An 18,168-nucleotide genomic window follows, 5' to 3' on the forward strand; every position below is an offset into this window, starting at 1 on the left:
TATCAGAGTCTGGAACTGTGTTATCTAATTTTTCTACCCATAGTGATGATAGTGGCGATATTTTTACAGATCCAAGCGTTGATCGATTTAGTCTGCTTTAACGTGGTTTTATCGCATTAAGTCGTAACTATTTCGTGTATGATTTTTTGCTGAGACACTTTCGGGGTTAACCGTTTTTATCAAGTTTTTCTTATATATGTTATATCGCTCAAGAAATTATAAATTTAACTTTGATTTCTTGCCTTTATCTAAGCAAAATCCAATTCAATTACATAATGTTAAAAAAATGTTCGTCGTTAGAATATCGACTGCTTCTTACTTTAGGGTTAGCTAATGTTAAAGGTGTGGATATTACAATTCTTTATTTTTCAATTAAGTAAGCATTAATTTTAATCAGTTAAATCTATGCTGAACTAACTTGTTGATGCAATAATAAAGCTAACTTAATAATAAATGTCGTTATTTTTGTTGCATTTATTTAACAACTCTCTTTTTAATTTGTTTGAATTAAGTTAGATTAACAATGAGCAAGACCAAATAACCAAAAAGCAATAGGATAACGAATTGATCTCTGTATATTTAGTTGATGACCATGATTTGGTTCGTACTGGAATCCGCCGCATTTTAGAAGATGAGCGCGGAATCAAAGTCGTTGGTGAGTGTGGCGATGGAGAGGCCGCAGTCCAATGGTGTCGTAAGAACGAAGCAGATGTAATTTTAATGGACATGAATATGCCAGGGATTGGTGGCTTGGAAGCAACACGTAAAATTATTCGAATCCAACCCGATGCGAAAATTATTGTGTTAAGTATTCATAGTGAAGATCCATTTCCAACCAAGGTAATGCAAGCTGGAGCATCAGGTTACCTCACTAAAGGTTCTAAACCTGAGGAAGTCACGCAAGCGATTAGACAAGTTGCCCATGGACAACGCTATTTATCGCCTGAAATTGCACAGCAAATGGCTTTGAGTCAGTTTAATCAAACCGATGATAATCCATTTACATCTTTGTCTGAGCGTGAGTTACAAATCATGCTGATGATTACCAATGGTGAAAAAGTTAGTGATATTTCTGAACAGCTTAATTTGAGCCCTAAAACGGTGAATAGTTACCGCTATCGTTTATTTGCCAAATTAGGCATAAATGGGGATGTTGAATTAACGCGTTTAGCGATTCGCTATAAAATGCTTGATACTGGACAGTTCTAGTGGCATAGATAGGCTAAGTTTTTCTTAGCCTATTTTGTTATGTCTTCTGATTTCGATTCAAAAGCATTTTTATCAACATTATCAACATCGGCAGGCGTTTACCGTATGTATGATGTTAATGATGTTGTTATCTATGTTGGTAAAGCTAAAAATCTAAAGAAACGTCTTTCCTCATATTTCCGTAAGAACGTTGGCCACGTAAAAACCAGAGCTTTGGTTTCTCATATTGCCAATGTCGATGTCACCTTAACTCACAGTGAAACTGATGCATTGCTTTTAGAGCATGATTATATTAAGCAATATATGCCGAAATATAATGTGTTGTTACGTGATGATAAATCATACCCTTATATTTTCCTCAGCCAGCATCAACACCCTCGATTAGCTTATCATCGTGGCCCACAACGAGCGAAAGGTAAGTATTTTGGTCCTTATCCTAATGGCGGTGCGGTTCGTGAGAGTTTGCATCTGCTGCAAAAAATATTTCCAGTAAGGCAATGCACCGATATCTATTATAAATCGCGCTCTCGCCCATGCTTGCAATATCAAATCGGCCGTTGTAGCGGCCCCTGTGTGAATATGATTAGCGAAGATGATTATATGGAACAGGTGAAACTGGCTGAACTGTTTTTACGGGGTAAAGATAAGCAGGTAATGAACAGTTTAGTTGAGAATATGCAATTAGCTGCTGCTGAACAACACTATGAAGTGGCTGCGGGTATTCGTGATCAAATTTTGGCACTTAGAAAAGTCAGTGAACAGCAAGAGGTTTCAGGTGAGCGTGGAGATATGGATGTGATTGGCGTGCATTATGCCAATGGTATTGCCTGCTTCCATCTGTTGTTTATTCGACAAGGTAAAATATTCGGTAGCCGTAGTTACTATCCTACCATTCCTGCACAAACCGAATTGAATGAAGTATTACGTTCATTTTTATTACAGTTTTATCTTAATGCCGATATACAACGTACCATCCCGACAGAAATCATTTTGCAGCATGAATTTGATGAAATGGATGCGTTAAGCAGTGCGATTAGTACTGCGCTTGATAAAAAAGTACAGATTAAATCTCAGGTGCGTTCAGACCGGGCTAAATTTTTACGCTTAGCACAAACGAATGCGACCAATGCGGTGATGACCAAGCTTGCTCATAACAATACGGTTGAGCAACGTTTTCAATTGTTAGAAGAAATATTAGAGCTATCGTTACCTATTGCGAGAATGGAATGTTTCGATATTAGCCATACGATGGGAGAAAGCACTGTCGCTTCTTGTGTGGTATTTAATAGACAAGGTCCTAATAAAGCTGAATATCGGCGTTATAACATTTCAGGCATTACAGGTGGTGACGATTATGCTGCAATGAATCAGGCACTTAACCGCCGCTTTGATAAAATCACTGAGCTGGGCAAGATCCCTGATATTTTGTTTATTGATGGTGGTTTAGGGCAGCTGCGTATCGCTCAAAAAATAGTTGACCAAAAATTTGTCAATATCGATAAAGTGCCAATGCTAATTGGTATTGCTAAAGGCGAGGGCCGTAAACCCGGCTTAGAAACACTTATTTATGGCGATTCAGAGCAAAGTTTTACTATTTCTCATGATTCACCTGCATTGCACCTAATACAGCATATTCGGGATGAGTCACATCGCTTTGCTATTACTGGACATAGAAATAAAAGACAAAAAACGCGTAATACATCAACACTTGAAACTATTGCTGGGGTCGGTCCCAAAAGACGGCAAGCATTATTACAATACTTAGGCGGATTACAACAAGTAAAGGGTGCAAGCGTGGCTGAACTAGCAAAAGTACCAGGTATTAGCCAAGAAATGGCACAAACTATACATGATGCATTGCGAGGGGATTAAAATTAGGGCAAGATTGGCGCTGCTTTTTGACTTTTTTGGTTTTATCATGCCGTTTAATTTACCGATCGCATTAACGTTTTTTCGTTTAGTTTTATTACCTGTATTTATTGTTGTGTTTTATTTGCCATTCACATGGACTCCCTTTGCTGCAGCCTTTGTGTTTTGGTTTGCTGCATTAACTGATGCATTAGATGGTTATGCTGCTAGAAAGCTGAAACAGTCGACTCGCTTTGGTGCGTTTCTTGACCCTGTTGCTGATAAGTTGATGGTGACTGCTGCTCTAGTATTGTTGGTCGATCAATATGCCAATATATGGCTGACGCTTCCGGCACTCTTTATGATTGGTCGTGAGATTGTTATTTCAGCGCTTAGAGAATGGATGGCCGAAATTGGTAAACGTGGTACGGTTGCGGTGTCATGGATTGGTAAATATAAAACTGCCGCACAAATGATTGCGATTATGGGATTAATCTGGCAGTACGACGATTGGATGGTATATGCAAGTTTTGTCTTATTATATATCGCTGCGATACTCACTTTTTGGTCAATGCTTAATTATATTATGGCGGCCTGGAAGGATTTAACCGCTGAATAGATCAAAATAAGTGCAATAAGATTATTTAGTGTGCAACCAGTTATTTATATGCAAATTCTTAATTGACACTGGTAACCAAATCGGTAGAATGCGTCCCCGTAGTCAGGCAGTTAGCGCTGCTTGGCTAAGATAAGAAGTTAATTTAAAAGCTTATCTTAAGCGGTTAAATTAAGTAAGAGAATGCGACATTAGCTCAGTTGGTAGAGCGATACCTTGCCAAGGTATAGGTCATCGGTTCGAACCCGATATGTCGCTCCAATCTTATCAGATGGCGCGATGGCAGAATGGCTATGCTGCGGATTGCAAATCCGCCGATCTCGGTTCGACTCCGGGTCGCGCCTCCACTATATGTTTGACAATACGTTAAACACACTATGCCCGAGTGGTGGAATCGGTAGACACAAGGGATTTAAAATCCTCGCTGAATAAGCGTGCCAGTTCAAGTCTGGCCTCGGGTACCATTTTTTAAAGTGGTAGTGAAGTGGTATAAAATGTAACACAATATGCGACATTAGCTCAGTTGGTAGAGCGATACCTTGCCAAGGTATAGGTCATCGGTTCGAACCCGATATGTCGCTCCAAATTCAGTAACTGTTTAGCGTAGGCTAAATGATTACAAAATGCTTTAGGGCGCGATGGCAGAATGGCTATGCTGCGGATTGCAAATCCGCCGATCTCGGTTCGACTCCGGGTCGCGCTCCATAGAGTAAAGTTAATAAGACACACGACAACGCCCGAGTGGTGGAATCGGTAGACACAAGGGATTTAAAATCCCTCGCTGAATAAGCGTGCCAGTTCAAGTCTGGCCTCGGGTACCATTATAGATTAGCCTCGACATTTGTCGGGGCTTTTTTATATCTCAAATTTAGCAGTATCGATGAGTTAGTGATGAGTTAGGTATGAATAAGCTTATCGGTTTAATGAGATACAAGCCTGACCTCAGGTACCATTATGCTCATATTAAGAGATTGCCTCGACATTTGTCGGGGCTTTTTTATATCTCAAATTTAGCCGTATCGATGAGTTAGTGATGAGTTAGGTATGAATGAACATATCAGTTTAACGAGAAACCAGTCTGACTTCGGTACCATTATTTTTGTGAAGAACAGATTTCAATATTAATCTGTTTTTTATTTTCACCGTTCTCTTTAGCATTAAAAATAACGTGACCTTTGGGAGCATCATTAACTCCTGCCACTGTCATTCATTTCTTTTTGAGCTGCATTGCACCATATTATTAAACTATAATTAACTCATATAGCTGCAATGGCAGCAGTATAATAATGCTCAAATTATAACTCCAATCGTTGGTATGCTTGGGGTGATGAGGCAAGTAGTTCAATGATTCATAAAATTGCTAAAAATAAAGGTTTTACATTAATAGAATTAGTTGTAGTGATTATTATTCTTGGGATTATTGCGGTAGTAGCAATTCCTAAGTTTATTAATTTACAACAAGATGCACATGAAAAAACGATTAAAGCTGTTTTTGGTGCCTTTAAATCTAGTGTGAACTTATATCATAGTTGCTGGTTAGCATCGGGTAAGGATGGTTTTGCGAAGGATTTAGCTTGTTATGGACAAGGTAATATTGATTCATCTAAAACGGGTTATCCTTTAGGTGTGGATACTGGAGTATATGGTAATGAAGGGACCGTACTAACAGGTAATGATTGTGAAACGTTATGGTATGGATTATTAGATAATCATTATAAATTAGTCGCTCAGTCTGCCACCTCTTTTGCACCTGGTAATGATATCGTTTATTGGTATCAAGCTGACAAATTATATGATGAAGATGATCAACCTAATCCAAATGCATATTGCTATTATAATTATATTGCTGATAATCCAACGATCGGCAGTAAAAATTGGCAATTACAATATTTTCCTGCAACAGGGCAAACCAAGATCACGCAATCTGTTCTGACTATTACGAAGTGATATTGGCTAAATTTTCATTAGACTGTATTGCTTCTAGCGCTTGAATATACTCAGTTGATAGTTGATTAACGAGTTGTGAAATATTATTCAGCTGCTGCATATTGGGTTGCTGCTGCCATTGAGCAACGTATTGATCCAGTGTTTGAATATAAGCCGCTAGTCTATGTAAATATTCAGTACTAACCAGCTGTTTAATTAAAATACTAAGAATAGTGAGCTTTTGATGTTGTTCTTGATTACAGGTTAAAAACTCAATTAATAAAATATTAATTGAGTCTGGAATAAAAGCAGCTTGGGTAATTGCTTGCTGCAGTTCGACGCTTAATTGCTGACATAAACAAATATCGTTTTTTAAGTGAATTAATTTTGTTTTCATAAGTTTCACCAATTATTTTTGGCTACATTATCAGCAAAATTTAGCTTAAAGTGTGATCCACCTCTGTAATTCTATATTGCATAACGATAATAGATTTGCTATGCAACGTATTAGATACATTTAAGCTTAGTTGTCATATCTGTATCTTGTCTCGATACAGATCATGCCTGTGGTAATGAGTTAACTATTACTTGTTAAACTCGGGCTTGCATGCTAGTATTCGCGCGCTCTAAGTACAGAGCGCGAGCTATCGCTGGTCGAAAGTGGTAGCACATTTTAATTTTATTTAAGTGAGTAGATCATGTCTTACACTATCGTTGCACAAACCCGCACTGAAATCGGGAAAGGTTCGAGCCGCCGCCTACGTCATGCTGGTAAAGTACCTGCAGTTATCTATGGTGCTGGTAAAGAGCCAGTATCTATTGTTTTCGAACATAAAGATGTTATCAACATTCAAGCTAATGCTGATTTCTACAACAACGATCTAACTATCGTTCTTGATGGTACTGAAGTTAAAGTACGTGCACAAGCTATCCAGCGCCACGTATTCAAGCCATTAGTTGAGCACATCGACTTCGTATACGCTTAATTTTAAGCTTATATGTAAAAGCGCCTAAGGGCGCTTTTTTTGTATCTATAATTTATGAAATGATGAGCGTTAGACTATTACGGTGGTCGATGATGACTTTGTTTAAAGAGGGGATGTGTTTCTTATTTAGATAACCTCTCTAGCACCCACGAGAGAGGTTAGTCATCGTTTATAGGTCAAAGCTATAGTAAAGGTCGAGAGTTTGTCCTAGCGTGCCAGAAACTGACTCTAAATAGAGTTGTGATAATAGATAGTAGCGGACAGTCATCTCGTAGCCGGGATTAAATAAGCCAACTCCGTATTTGACCATTAAATCTTTACCGATATAACCACTAATCGCAAATTTACCATCATCATTTGCATCTAGTTGCACATTAGAGAAACCTAGTTTCTCAATTAAGCTACTCGCAGTATTACCAATATTACTAATCGCACCACCACTTAACTGTGAGCTTAGGGTTAATGCGGCGCCCATCATTAATGAGTCATTTTGGTCTGGGCTATCAGCAGATATACCAGTACCTTTGATGATATAGGAGAGTATTTCTGCTTGTTCCATTTGTGGGTTGGAAAATAGCTTAACGACAGGTTTTTTCGGTGTCCCAGTAATCTTAACCCCCGCAGTTACATCGGCATCCTTAATGACCCTTACTGCTTCAATATTCAATGATGGTAGGGAAATGGGGCCTGCAAACTGTACTTCACCGCGTTTAATGTCGAGGGTTTGTCCCAAAAACTTATAATTACCATCAACGACTTTTATATCACCAAAAAGCAGCGGAGGTCTAAAAGCCGTTTGCTGTAGTGCCAAGGTTCCTTCAATCTTGCCACTGAGTCCCATACCGTCGACTTTTAACTCATTGCCTACATTAATATTTAAGTTAGCCGTTATCGCAATAGGTTTAGCCTGTTTCTCTTTTGCTGAAATAGAGTCATTAAATACCACATCGCTTGAAAGTGGTACGCCGCCGGGTGCTAACGGTACAATTTTAATATTGCCTGATGGTACATTGATCGTACCAGATATATTAAGTGCATGTTGCTTATAGCTAATTTCAACATTTGGCGATACCTGCACGATTGCCATTGGTGGCTGAATAACAGTAAGTTTGTCACCTTTTACTTTAATATTGGCAATTAACTTATTATCTAGCCAAGAAAAGCCGCCATCAATTTTAGCTTGGCCTTTGCCCATTGTTAAGGCGCCTAGAATTGTTGCTCGTTGGCCACTAAAATTAAGCGCTAAATTGATATCTTTTACTAACGTTGGGTTGGCAGAGGCTGATAATTTACCTTTTTCTAAATTGATTGCACCAGATGCTTGTGGCGACATCAGGCTACCACCCAGTTTAATATCACCTGACAATTTACCATCTAATGTCTCTAACTGAGGGATAAACTGTTTAATGGTCAATAGTGACACTTGTGTTAATGATAACTCACCGCTTAACGCTCTGTCAGGCGTGACATTCACACTGATGTGACCATTTAAATCTGCCAAATTATCGGTATCGACTTTAATTGCGGCATTAAGTTTTTTGGCATCTAAGTCTGCATTCAGGGCAATTTGTTGATAATTTACTTTTGCAACTTGATGGTTAGGTTGAGTCAAGCTGATTTGGCCTGGCGCAAAGGTTAACGCAAGTTTTGCCGTTGGTTTTTGTTTAGGTTGCCATGCAAAACTTGAAGTGAGTTTTGCGGGTCCTTGCCAGCTCATATTTGTTGGCATAAATGGCGCCAATAATTGACCTACATTACCATTAAAATGCAGTGCTGCTTGTCCTTGTTTAGCCAGTTTGACTTGCTCATCTAAACAGAGTTGGTTATCGCCATCAACTAAGCAAAATGGATTGACAACACCTTGCTGTTGCTGATTATTCCACTGACCTGTAATACTGTGGTCCAGTTGCCAATGGCCTAATATTGAGCTAATTGAAAGCTGATTAATCTCTGGAGTGAACTCTTGCAAGTCAGCGCTAATTTGGTTGTGAATGTTCGCATTTAGGTCAACATCACCACGGGTGGATAGAGTGAGTTGTTGTTTTGCTTTATTGCCTGAAATTGCGAGTAAAATATGACTCAACTCTGTTTGCTGTTGCTGCAGTTGCTTTAAACTCATTTGCGCTGAAAATTGCTGCTTACCATACAGTTGATATAGTCCTTTAATATCAAAACCAAGCAGTTGTAACTGCTGGTAACTGATCCCTTGGCTATGGCCATTGACATTCAGTTGAGGTTTATCGCGACTACCTGTGACATCAATTTTTGCCTTCAAATCACCGGTCGCATCTGGTAACCAGCGGCTAAAGTCCGGAATGTTGAGATCAGCATTAATATTCCAGTGTTTATTGGTATGACCCTTTACATGCAAACTTGCTCCTAACACATCAGCAGTTAAGCCATTAGAGTTGATTGCGTATTGATCATTGATGCTAAGATCGCCATTAACGGTGAATGGGTATTGCTCAACATGGCCATTAATATTGGCTTGTGACAATGCAACTTGCCAATGTTTATCTTTCAGTTTGCCTGTAGTAACCCAATTTCCGTTAATTAAACTTTGTGGCAAAGCTTGTTTGGTGGTTAGCCCGAGTTTAGCCATATCAAACTGACTTAAATACATTTTGGCGTACCAAGTCAGTTGCTGTTGATAATCTAACCAGCCATCTAAACTAACACGTCCCATGTTACCAACAAGGTTGAATGATTTTATTGCCAGTTTCTGTTGTTGATGGGCAAGTTCACCAGCAATGGCAACGCTTGCGTTATAGGGGCTACTCACATAACCGGATACAACAGCTTGTTGGTAGTCTAAATTGCCTGCTGATTGCAGATAAACACTGGCCATTTTGTATTCAGGTTTATCGAGTGGCCAATGGGCTTTGGCATTGGTTAGATTAGCTTTGTAGGTTAATGCAGGATCCATCAAGTTGACTAACCCCGTAAGGCCAAAGTTTATTGGCCCTTGAGCATCAGCTTTAATCTTTAAGTCAGCCAAACTTTGACTTACTGCGAGAGATAGCTTTTGTTGCTTCAATTGCGGTAATTGACTTAATTGTTTGATATCGGCATTTAATTTTAGTGCCATAGGGTAGTTATCAGCTAAGCTAATTTTGCCCATTAAATCAAGGGTGCCATCTGTGTGGTCGATATCAAATTGTTTTAATCTAATTTTGCTACCAATAAAACTGCCTTGTAATTGAATACTGTTGAAGTGATTAACTTCTTTGCCAATGATCAGGTCTGAATTCTTCATCGTCAGTTGATCAACAAATAAGGGCATTGGCATCGTAATAGTTGGCATATGTGCCAAAGGCCAACCATTATCATGTGATTGTGGGGTTTTAGCTGGTTTGTTGGCATCACTTGCAAGTGGAATATTCACTTTTAAGCCTGCGCTATTTAGCTGCATCACTTTTAAGCCTGATTGAGTCCATGCTGCTTTTAAATCAAGATGATTAGCGCCGTAGTGCATATCATTAACGGCAATATCAATCTTATTGAGGTCGGCTTTGTCCAGACTAATATCAAAAGGTAGCGTTAATTGAAAAGGCTTATCTGATTCTGTTTGAGTTGGTTTGCTATCACTAGCAAATTTACTGGTGTCTATATCCACCTTTATTTTGCTACTACTTAACTCATCAACACAAATCAGTTTTTTTAATAAGCACTGAGGTTGCCAAGTTAATGATAAGCCATCTGTTGCCACTGCAATACCATCCATTGACCAGCTAGCATGGCTTAATTGCAGGCTCTTATTTAAGCGGCCTGATTGATATTGCAGATGCAGATTGGGTACAAATTCTGATGCTAACCAAACTGATACACGGCTACCAAACGAGGTACCAATCAATAATGCCACAAGTATTAATATTAACAGTGGCAAGTAGATAATTGTACGGCAAGTCCATTTAAAGATTCGCCAACATAGCGATGGTTTAGGCTTTAATGGCGCTACAGTTTCAGTTTGTGTGGTTACGTCGGTCATAGATCACTACCCATGGTTAAATGCAATCGCCATGAGCGATGTTGAAATTCAGTATTTTTTAGACCGACGCCTAGGTCGAGCTTAATTGGACCAATTGGTGAGATCCAATGGATACCACCGCCGACAGAGACGATGGGTTCAAACTGATTTTTATCAAATGCATTACCTGCATCAACAAATGCCGCCACGCGCCAAGTAGGGGTTAGATAGTATTGATATTCAAAACTACCAACGGCCAGATAACGGCCACCGATGACTTGGCGTGAAATGTTACCATCGGCTGCATTGTAATCAATATATGGGCCTAACTCGTGGTAACTATAACCACGAATACTCTGATCACCGCCGGCAAAGTATCTTAATGATGGTGGGATCAACGCAAGATCAGAATCGTTAGCGTAGTTAATACCTAAATCTAAACGGGTGACAATGCGATGTTTAGTAAAGAAGGTGTGGATCCATTTAAACTTGGCCTGCAGGCGAGCAAGTCGAGTCGCAGAACCTAATGCAGGGTCGGCATAATCCAAACTATAAATTTGTTGGTATCCCCATTTAGGTCAAAGCTGTTATCACCGCGAACCGTCTTTTGTAGACTCATGCCAAATAGATAAAAAGTAGGATCATAATCAATTTCTGATTGAGTATAAGATTCCTTTATCGATTCAACAGAATAGCCAAGTAACCATTTATGTTTAAGAGATTGCTGTCTTAATACGCCGAATAGTCGCTTAGTTGATTCCAGATGACCAGTATTATCAAATTGATGATCATTACTGTTGTAACTCTGAGTAAGGCCATATTGCTCACGCAATATCCCCATACGGATTTTGAGCTGATCATTTAATGGGTGGGTCAGCGGAATGGTATAAGTCGTCAAAAACTTTGGTTGATCTTTAGACCATTCAAAAGTGGTTTCTTGTGAGTGTCCATAACGGTTAATTTGTGGTGTTTTCCAAGTGACTCGATAACGAGGGTCAAAAGGCTTAGTGGTGTTACCACCAATATCAGCACCTATACCTATTTGAAATGAGTTGCCTGGTTTATCCGCCAGCTCAACTTTTATCGGGATCTGTTGGTCTTGCGCCTGATCCATTTGTGGGATCACTTTAATATTTGCAAAGTAACCGGTCGCTAATAGACGTTGGTTTAATTTGCTCAGCTTATTGGCGTTATATTTGCTGTGGGGTTTAAACGGGATCAGCCTATCTAAAAAGCCATCTTCAAGCGTATCACCTTCAAAGCTAATATCACCAATGCGATAGCGTTTGCCTGAATCAAAATCAAGGCTGATTTGCGCCGTATTTAAGTCCCGATTAACTAGGATTTCAGAGCGACTATAATGTGCATCAAAATAGCCACGTGATAATGCCAGTGTTAATAGTTCATTTTTGACTGCTTCGTAGGTGCCTTGATTGAGGGCATCACCGGGTTTCATCTTGACTGATAATAACCACTTAGTGAAGACTGGATCATGTTGCATTTCAGGCGAAAAGTTAACGTCAACCCATTGGATTTTTGTCACAGGTCCTGGTGTGACCGATAGGGTTAAATACCAAGGGCCTTTTTTAGTTTGTTGGATTTGTTGACTGATCTTGCCGTGATAGTAGCCCATTGATTGTAGGGCTTGTTCTACCTTATCTTTAACGCTAAACAGATAGGCACGACGATGAATCGCAGATGTAGCATATCGCCTAAATAAGCGTTTACATTTTGAGCTAACGCACCATTTATCCCGTTGACTTTAACATTAAGCCAATCATTATCTGCCGCATAAACAGATGCGCAGGTAAACAGCGTGAGCAACAAAATAAGACGTAAGTAACAACCAAATAACTTAACTAACAAATGAAATGCTTATATAAAGTCAAACTTGTGACTATTGTCACCAGTATTCTGCTTGCAAGCAAGGATAGGATGTCATTTACTGGTCGAATTGGCGATAAATAACTCAAATAAAAAAGAGACCTTACAATAATGAAAAGAAACATAACGCTATTATCACTTTCACTTGCACTGTGCTTGAGTTCATTAACAAATACAGCATTAGCTAATACTCAAGATAAACCCTTTGCAATCGCGATACATGGCGGTGCAGGTACTATCTCTAAAGCCAAGCTGACCATGGAACAGCAACAAGCATATCGCGCTAAATTAACTGAAGCCGTTGATGCTGGTTACAAGGTACTCGCCAAAGGGGGCGATAGTTTGGCGGCGGTTCAAGCATCAATTGTTATCTTAGAGAATAGTCCATTATTTAATGCCGGTTTAGGTGCGGTATATACTTTTGATGGTAGCCACGAGCTAGATGCATCGATTATGGATGGCCGTACTATGAATGCTGGCGCAATTGCTGGGGTTCAACACATTAAAAATCCCATTGAACTTGCCTATAAAGTGATGACAGATTCTCCTCATGTCATGTTGCAAGGTGCAGGAGCAGAAGAGTTTGCTTTAACTCAAGGTATGTCGTTAGTGCCTACCCAGTATTTTGATACTGCCCAGCGTTACCAGCAACTATTCGATGCCAAGCAGAAAATCACTGCGGCAGAGATGACACAAGGTTATCAAGCCAGTGTGAATGCACTCGACTTAGATTATAAGTTTGGTACGGTAGGTGCGGTAGCACTTGATCAGCAAGGTAATTTAGCAGCGGGTACCTCTACCGGTGGCATGACAGCAAAACGTTATGGGCGTGTTGGGGATTCGCCAGTTATTGGAGCCGGTACTTATGCTGAAAATGGTGTTTGTGCAGTTTCTGCAACGGGGCACGGTGAATACTTTATTCGCTATATGGTCGCTGGAGATATTTGTGCCAAAGTAAAATATCAGGATAAATCGATTATTCGCGCTGCAGATGAAGTGATCAACCAAAGATTGATTACTGCAGGGGGCTCGGGGGGCGTAATTGCGATTGATCAACGCGGCAATATTGCGACGCCGTTTAATACCGAGGGTATGTATCGCGCCACCCGTAGTAAAGGCGAACCCGCACAAGTGATGATTTGGCAAGATCAGTAATTGAATTGTCGTTAATGACCTTAAAATAGCCGACTTTGAGTCGGTTTTTTTATGGCAAATTCATACTATTGAACCAATCGATTAGTGTAATCGGTTTAGAGGCGTAAATAATGATTTATATTAGCTACACTTACTAATGTTACTAACACATTTGATGAGGTTGAATTATGGATTCTATTAAAATAATCGATAACATGGATCGTCAACCTGTATTGCTACAGGCAAGCATGTCTATCGCTGAAGCCGTTGATATGCTGTTAAAACATCAAAAAATGGGTGCGCCTGTGGTTGATAAGCAAAAACATTTAGTGGGATTTTTATCACAACAGGATTGTTTGGCTGTGATGCTAAAAAGCAGTTATCACTGTGATTTAGTTGCAACGGTAGAAGATTGTATGAAAACGGAAGTATTATTTGTGTCGTCACAAGAGAGTATTTTGCAACTTGCTGAACAGATGGTTGGCCCTAAGCCAAAAATTTACCCCGTAGTTGATGCGGGGAAGGTGATAGGTACAATTAATCGTACAGATGTGCTTAAAGCCATGGCGATTTATATGCAGCAATGCTATTTAACCCCTGCCTAAACTCAAAAATCACATTATTTGATAATCAGTAATAGTTTTTTCATCGAATAGTGATACCCAAATACGGTTAACCTTGTTAGGATCGCTTTTTTTGATTCTAGCAAGGGAATTTAGTTTTGAACGCTAAAACTCACCCGCTTTCACGTGCCTTTCTACAACAATGCTTTCAGGCTGATGCTGCTAGGATCCGCCGCCGTCTTTTTAAATTGAATAAACAGGCGGAAAGTGAAGCAAAAACTAACGAACTCACTGAACTTGGCGAACAAGCACTAGCAGCTTATGAAAAAGCGCAACAACGCTTACGCGCAAGACCCACAATTGAATATCCAGATTCTTTACCTGTTTCACAAAAGCGTGATGAAATCGCTAAAGCCATTGATGAAAATCAGGTTGTGATTGTTGCCGGTGAAACGGGCTCTGGTAAAACAACTCAATTACCTAAAATCTGTTTAGAGCTTGGCCGTGGTAGCCGAGGTCTAATTGGTCATACCCAGCCACGACGTTTGGCTGCTCGTAGTGTGGCCACTCGTATTGCTGAAGAACTTAACTCACCGTTAGGCGAAGTGGTGGGCTTTAAGGTTCGTTTTGCTGATGCAATTAAACCAGAGTCATATGTTAAGTTGATGACCGATGGTATTTTATTAGCAGAATTAACCTCTGATAAACTGCTCAATCAATATGACACCATTATTATTGATGAAGCCCACGAGCGTAGTTTAAATATCGATTTTATTTTAGGTTACTTAAAGCAGGTACTTAAAAAGCGTCCTGATTTAAAAGTCATTATTACCTCTGCAACCATTGATGTTGAACGATTTTCAAATCACTTTAATAAAGCACCTGTTATTGAAGTGTCAGGTCGAACTTACCCGGTAGAAACCCGTTATCGTCCATTAGTACAGGACAGTGATGCTGATCTTGATTTAATGGATGGTATTTTTGCCGCAGTTGATGAGTTAGTAGCCGAAGGTCCCGGTGACATTCTTATCTTTATGAACGGCGAGCGTGAAATCCGCGATACCGCCGAGCAACTAAATCGTCGTAATTATCGTGATACTGAAGTTTTGCCACTGTATGCCCGTTTATCATATGGCGAACAGTCAAAGGTATTCTCAAGTCATACTGGTCGACGTATTGTATTGTCGACCAACGTGGCCGAAACCTCATTAACTGTGCCCGGTATTCGTTATGTAATTGATCCCGGTACTGCGCGTATTAGTCGCTATAGTTATCGAACCAAGGTACAACGTTTACCGATTGAACCGATTTCACAAGCAAGTGCCAATCAACGTCAAGGGCGTTGTGGTCGTGTGGGGCCCGGTATCTGTATTCGTTTGTATGACGAACAAGATTTTATTAACCGTAGTGGGTTTACCGATCCTGAAATCCTACGTACCAATTTAGCCTCTGTTATTTTGCAAATGTTGGCGATTGGTTTAGGTGATATTGGCGCATTCCCATTTATTCAGCCGCCAGATCAGCGTCATATTCGTGATGGTTTCCTGCTACTTGAAGAACTGCAAGCGGTTGCGAGTCGCAAAGGTCAACTGGTATTAACCCAACTTGGCCGTCAGTTATCACAAATTCCGTTGGATCCGAGATTAGCGCGGATGGTACTTGAGGCGAATAAGCTTGGCTGTTTACAAGAGGCGTTGGTGATTACTGCCGGCTTGTCAATTCAAGATCCTCGTGAGCGCCCATTAGACAAACAGCAACAAGCTGATGAGTCACATAAACGTTTTGCAGATAAAGATTCTGATTTTATGTCATGGTTAAACCTATGGCAGCACGTGCAAACTAAACGTCATGATTTGAGTGCCAGTCAATTCCGCCGTAATTGCCGTAATGAATTCTTGCTTATTTGCGTGTACGCGAATGGCAAGACTTATACACTCAGTTACGCCAAAGTGTGCATGACTTGAAATGGCGTTTGAATCAAGAACCCTCTAATTATGATGCAATTCATCAGGCATTATTGTCTGGATTATTGAGTCATATCGGTTTTAAAGATCAGAATAACGAATATTTAGGTGCACGTAACCGTAAGTTCTTTGTGTTCCCTGGCTCTCCATTAGCCAAAAAAGGGCCAAAGTGGATTATGGCAGCCGAGCTAACTGAAACATCACGGTTGTTTGCCCGTCATTGTGCCAAAATTCAGCCTGAATGGATTGAGTCGTTAGCAGAGCACCTGATTAAGAAAAGCTATGTTGAGCCACATTTTGAGGCCAAACAGGGCAGTGTGGTTGCACTTGAGAATCAGCAGCTATACGGCTTAACGGTTGTGAGTCGTCGCCGAGTACAATATGGTCCAATTGATCCGATTGAATCGCGCCATATCTTTATTCGTGCCGGTTTAGCTGAAGGTGAGTTGCGTACTAAAGAAGCCTTCTTCATTAATAATCAACAGTTACTAGAAGATATTGAAACCCTTGAACATAAATCAAGACGTCGCGATATCTTGGTTGATGAGCAAGTGTTGGTTGATTTCTATGAGCCAATCATTCCTGATGGCATCTATAACGCTCAGCTGTTTAACGGCTGGTGGAATAAAACTAAGCGCCAAAATCCAACTCTGTTAGATTTTAACGAACAGATGTTGATGAAGCGTGATAGTGACCATATTTCGGCATTGGACTTCCCTGATGTGTGGCATCAACAGAACCTTACTTTGCCATTAAGTTATCATTTTGAGCCAAGTGCAGCAGATGATGGTGTGTCAGTGCATATTCCGGTGGCGTTGCTGAACCAAGTTGAAGACAGTGACTTTGATTGGTTAGTACCGGGCTTAAGACATGAGAAATGTGTGGCACTGATTAAATCATTACCTAAAAACTTACGTCGTAATTTTGTGCCAGCTCCTGATTATGCCCGTGCATGTTTGCAAGCTATGCAGCCATTTAGCGCCAGTTTACTTGACGCTATGTGTAAGCAGTTACTGCGCATGAGCGGTGTACGAATTAGCCCTGAAGACTTTGATCAAACACAACTGGTTAAGCATTTATTGATTAACTTCAAGATTGAAGATGATAAAGGCAAATTAGTGGCAGAAGGGCGCGATCTCGATCTGCTTAAAAATAATCTGCAAGGGGTTGTGGCAACAGCCATTCGGAATGTGGCTGATAAAGGCATTGAAAAACAAGCACTGACTGAGTGGACTTTTGGTGATTTGCCGGCGCAGTTCCAGCAACGTAAAGGCAATTACGAAGTTAAGGCGTTTCCTGCGCTTGTCGATGAAAAAGACAGTGTGGCGATTAAATTGTTTGATGATGAGCGCGATGCCGCTAAGGCACATCGAGAAGGTTTACGACGCTTGTTATTAATCAATATTCCGTCTCCGGTTAAGCATTTACAACAAGCATTGCCCAATAAAGCCAAGCTTGCAATGTACTTTAATCCATTTGGGCAAGTACAGATCCTGATTGACGACATAATTGCCGCAGCGGTGCAGCAATTATTAGATCAAAAAGGCTTAGGTGTGCGCTCAAGTGAGCAATTTGATGTAGCAAAAGACATTGTAAGACAAGATTTAAATCCAACTGCTGAAGTTATCTCTTTGCAGGTTGAGCAAATTTTGACACTGTATCAGCAAATCAAGAAGCGCTTAAAAGGTAAGATTAGCCTTGATATCGCCTTTGCGATGAGTGACATTCAAACCCAGCTTGATCACTTGGTTTATAAAGGCTTTGTTGAAGCTTGTGGCTGGCAGCGTTTAGCGGATATTAGCCGTTATCTAAAAGGGATTATTACTCGTTTAGATAAATTACCGGTTGATCCAACCCGTGATCGCTTACATATGATCAGCATTGCTAAAGTGCAGCAACTGTTACAAGAAAAGCTCAATAAAGTCCCTAAGATGGCACCTACACCGCAGGTGTTATTAGACGCCCGTTGGATGATTGAGGAATATCGTATTTCTTGTTTCGCGCAAACATTAGGTACCGCTTACCCAATCTCTGAAAAACGTATTGTGAATCAGTTGAATGAAGTGTAAAG

At 40.2% G+C, this 18,168-nt stretch carries 9 protein-coding genes, 6 tRNA genes and 2 pseudogenes; 14 read left to right on the top strand and 3 right to left on the bottom strand.

All coding sequences use genetic code 11. The annotated features are described in order from the left end of the window. Positions 1-564 precede the first annotated feature (564 nt). The 10 genes from uvrY to JCM15074_RS02865 all read left to right on the top strand — a co-directional run bounded on the left by uvrY (position 565) and on the right by JCM15074_RS02865 (position 5,620). Positions 565-1,209, top strand: a complete 645-nt coding sequence (gene uvrY / locus JCM15074_RS02815; protein WP_025819801.1) for a UvrY/SirA/GacA family response regulator transcription factor — start codon at positions 565-567, stop codon at positions 1,207-1,209. 39 nt (positions 1,210-1,248) lie between these two features. After that, positions 1,249-3,081: an excinuclease ABC subunit UvrC gene (gene uvrC, locus JCM15074_RS02820; RefSeq protein WP_025819802.1), complete on the top strand. Its 1,833-nt coding sequence runs from the start codon at positions 1,249-1,251 to the stop codon at positions 3,079-3,081. A 46-nt stretch (positions 3,082-3,127) separates the two neighbouring features. After that, complete coding sequence (gene pgsA, locus JCM15074_RS02825) at positions 3,128-3,676, top strand: CDP-diacylglycerol--glycerol-3-phosphate 3-phosphatidyltransferase (protein ID WP_025819803.1); 549 nt, start codon at positions 3,128-3,130, stop codon at positions 3,674-3,676. A gap of 182 nt (positions 3,677-3,858) precedes the next feature. Beyond that, positions 3,859-3,934 (top strand) — tRNA-Gly (locus tag JCM15074_RS02830). Between the two features lie 12 nt (positions 3,935-3,946). Beyond that, positions 3,947-4,020, top strand: a tRNA-Cys gene (locus JCM15074_RS02835). Positions 4,021-4,052: 32 nt separating this feature from the next. After that, positions 4,053-4,137, top strand: a tRNA-Leu gene (locus JCM15074_RS02840). 44 nt (positions 4,138-4,181) lie between these two features. Further along, positions 4,182-4,257: transfer RNA gene (locus JCM15074_RS02845), tRNA-Gly, on the top strand. Positions 4,258-4,305: 48 nt separating this feature from the next. After that, positions 4,306-4,376 (top strand) — tRNA-Cys (locus JCM15074_RS02850). Positions 4,377-4,408: 32 nt separating this feature from the next. Continuing rightward, a tRNA-Leu gene (locus JCM15074_RS02855) sits at positions 4,409-4,494 on the top strand. Positions 4,495-5,017: 523 nt separating this feature from the next. After that, positions 5,018-5,620, top strand: a complete 603-nt coding sequence (locus tag JCM15074_RS02865) for a prepilin-type N-terminal cleavage/methylation domain-containing protein (protein ID WP_148300719.1) — start codon at positions 5,018-5,020, stop codon at positions 5,618-5,620. On the opposite strand, the gene JCM15074_RS02870 is transcribed toward JCM15074_RS02865, so the two are convergent. Beyond that, positions 5,610-5,996, bottom strand: a complete 387-nt coding sequence (locus JCM15074_RS02870; RefSeq protein ID WP_025819806.1) for a hypothetical protein — start codon at positions 5,994-5,996, stop codon at positions 5,610-5,612. The two genes, JCM15074_RS02865 and JCM15074_RS02870, sit on opposite strands and share 11 nt — an antisense overlap. A 301-nt stretch (positions 5,997-6,297) precedes the next feature. Here JCM15074_RS02870 and rplY point away from each other — a divergent pair, with 301 nt between their 5' ends. Continuing rightward, positions 6,298-6,585 carry a 50S ribosomal protein L25 gene (gene rplY, locus JCM15074_RS02875; RefSeq protein WP_025819807.1) on the top strand — a complete coding sequence of 96 codons (288 nt, stop codon included), beginning with the start codon at positions 6,298-6,300 and terminating at the stop codon, positions 6,583-6,585. Between the two features lie 169 nt (positions 6,586-6,754). Here rplY and tamB read toward each other — a convergent pair whose 3' ends face one another. Next, positions 6,755-10,573: an autotransporter assembly complex protein TamB gene (gene tamB, locus JCM15074_RS02880; protein ID WP_025819808.1), complete on the bottom strand. Its 3,819-nt coding sequence runs from the start codon at positions 10,571-10,573 to the stop codon at positions 6,755-6,757. Continuing rightward, positions 10,570-12,418, bottom strand: a pseudogene (locus tag JCM15074_RS20615) (autotransporter assembly complex protein TamA). Before JCM15074_RS20615 ends, tamB begins: the two are co-directional and overlap by 4 nt. Positions 12,419-12,547: 129 nt before the next feature. On the opposite strand from JCM15074_RS20615, the gene JCM15074_RS02890 reads away from it, so the two are divergent. The 3 genes and pseudogenes from JCM15074_RS02890 to hrpA all read left to right on the top strand — a co-directional run bounded on the left by JCM15074_RS02890 (position 12,548) and on the right by hrpA (position 18,166). Beyond that, positions 12,548-13,591, top strand: a complete 1,044-nt coding sequence (locus tag JCM15074_RS02890) for an isoaspartyl peptidase/L-asparaginase family protein (protein WP_025819809.1) — start codon at positions 12,548-12,550, stop codon at positions 13,589-13,591. Positions 13,592-13,758: 167 nt separating this feature from the next. Next, a complete protein-coding gene (locus tag JCM15074_RS02895; protein ID WP_025819810.1) occupies positions 13,759-14,175 on the top strand; it encodes a CBS domain-containing protein in 417 nt (138 codons plus the stop codon). Between the two features lie 116 nt (positions 14,176-14,291). Next, positions 14,292-18,166: pseudogene (hrpA, locus tag JCM15074_RS20620) on the top strand (ATP-dependent RNA helicase HrpA). The last annotated feature ends 2 nt before the right edge of the window (positions 18,167-18,168 follow it).

The organism is Shewanella marina JCM 15074 (assembly GCF_000614975.1).
Classification (GTDB): Bacteria; Pseudomonadota; Gammaproteobacteria; order Enterobacterales; family Shewanellaceae; genus Shewanella; species Shewanella marina.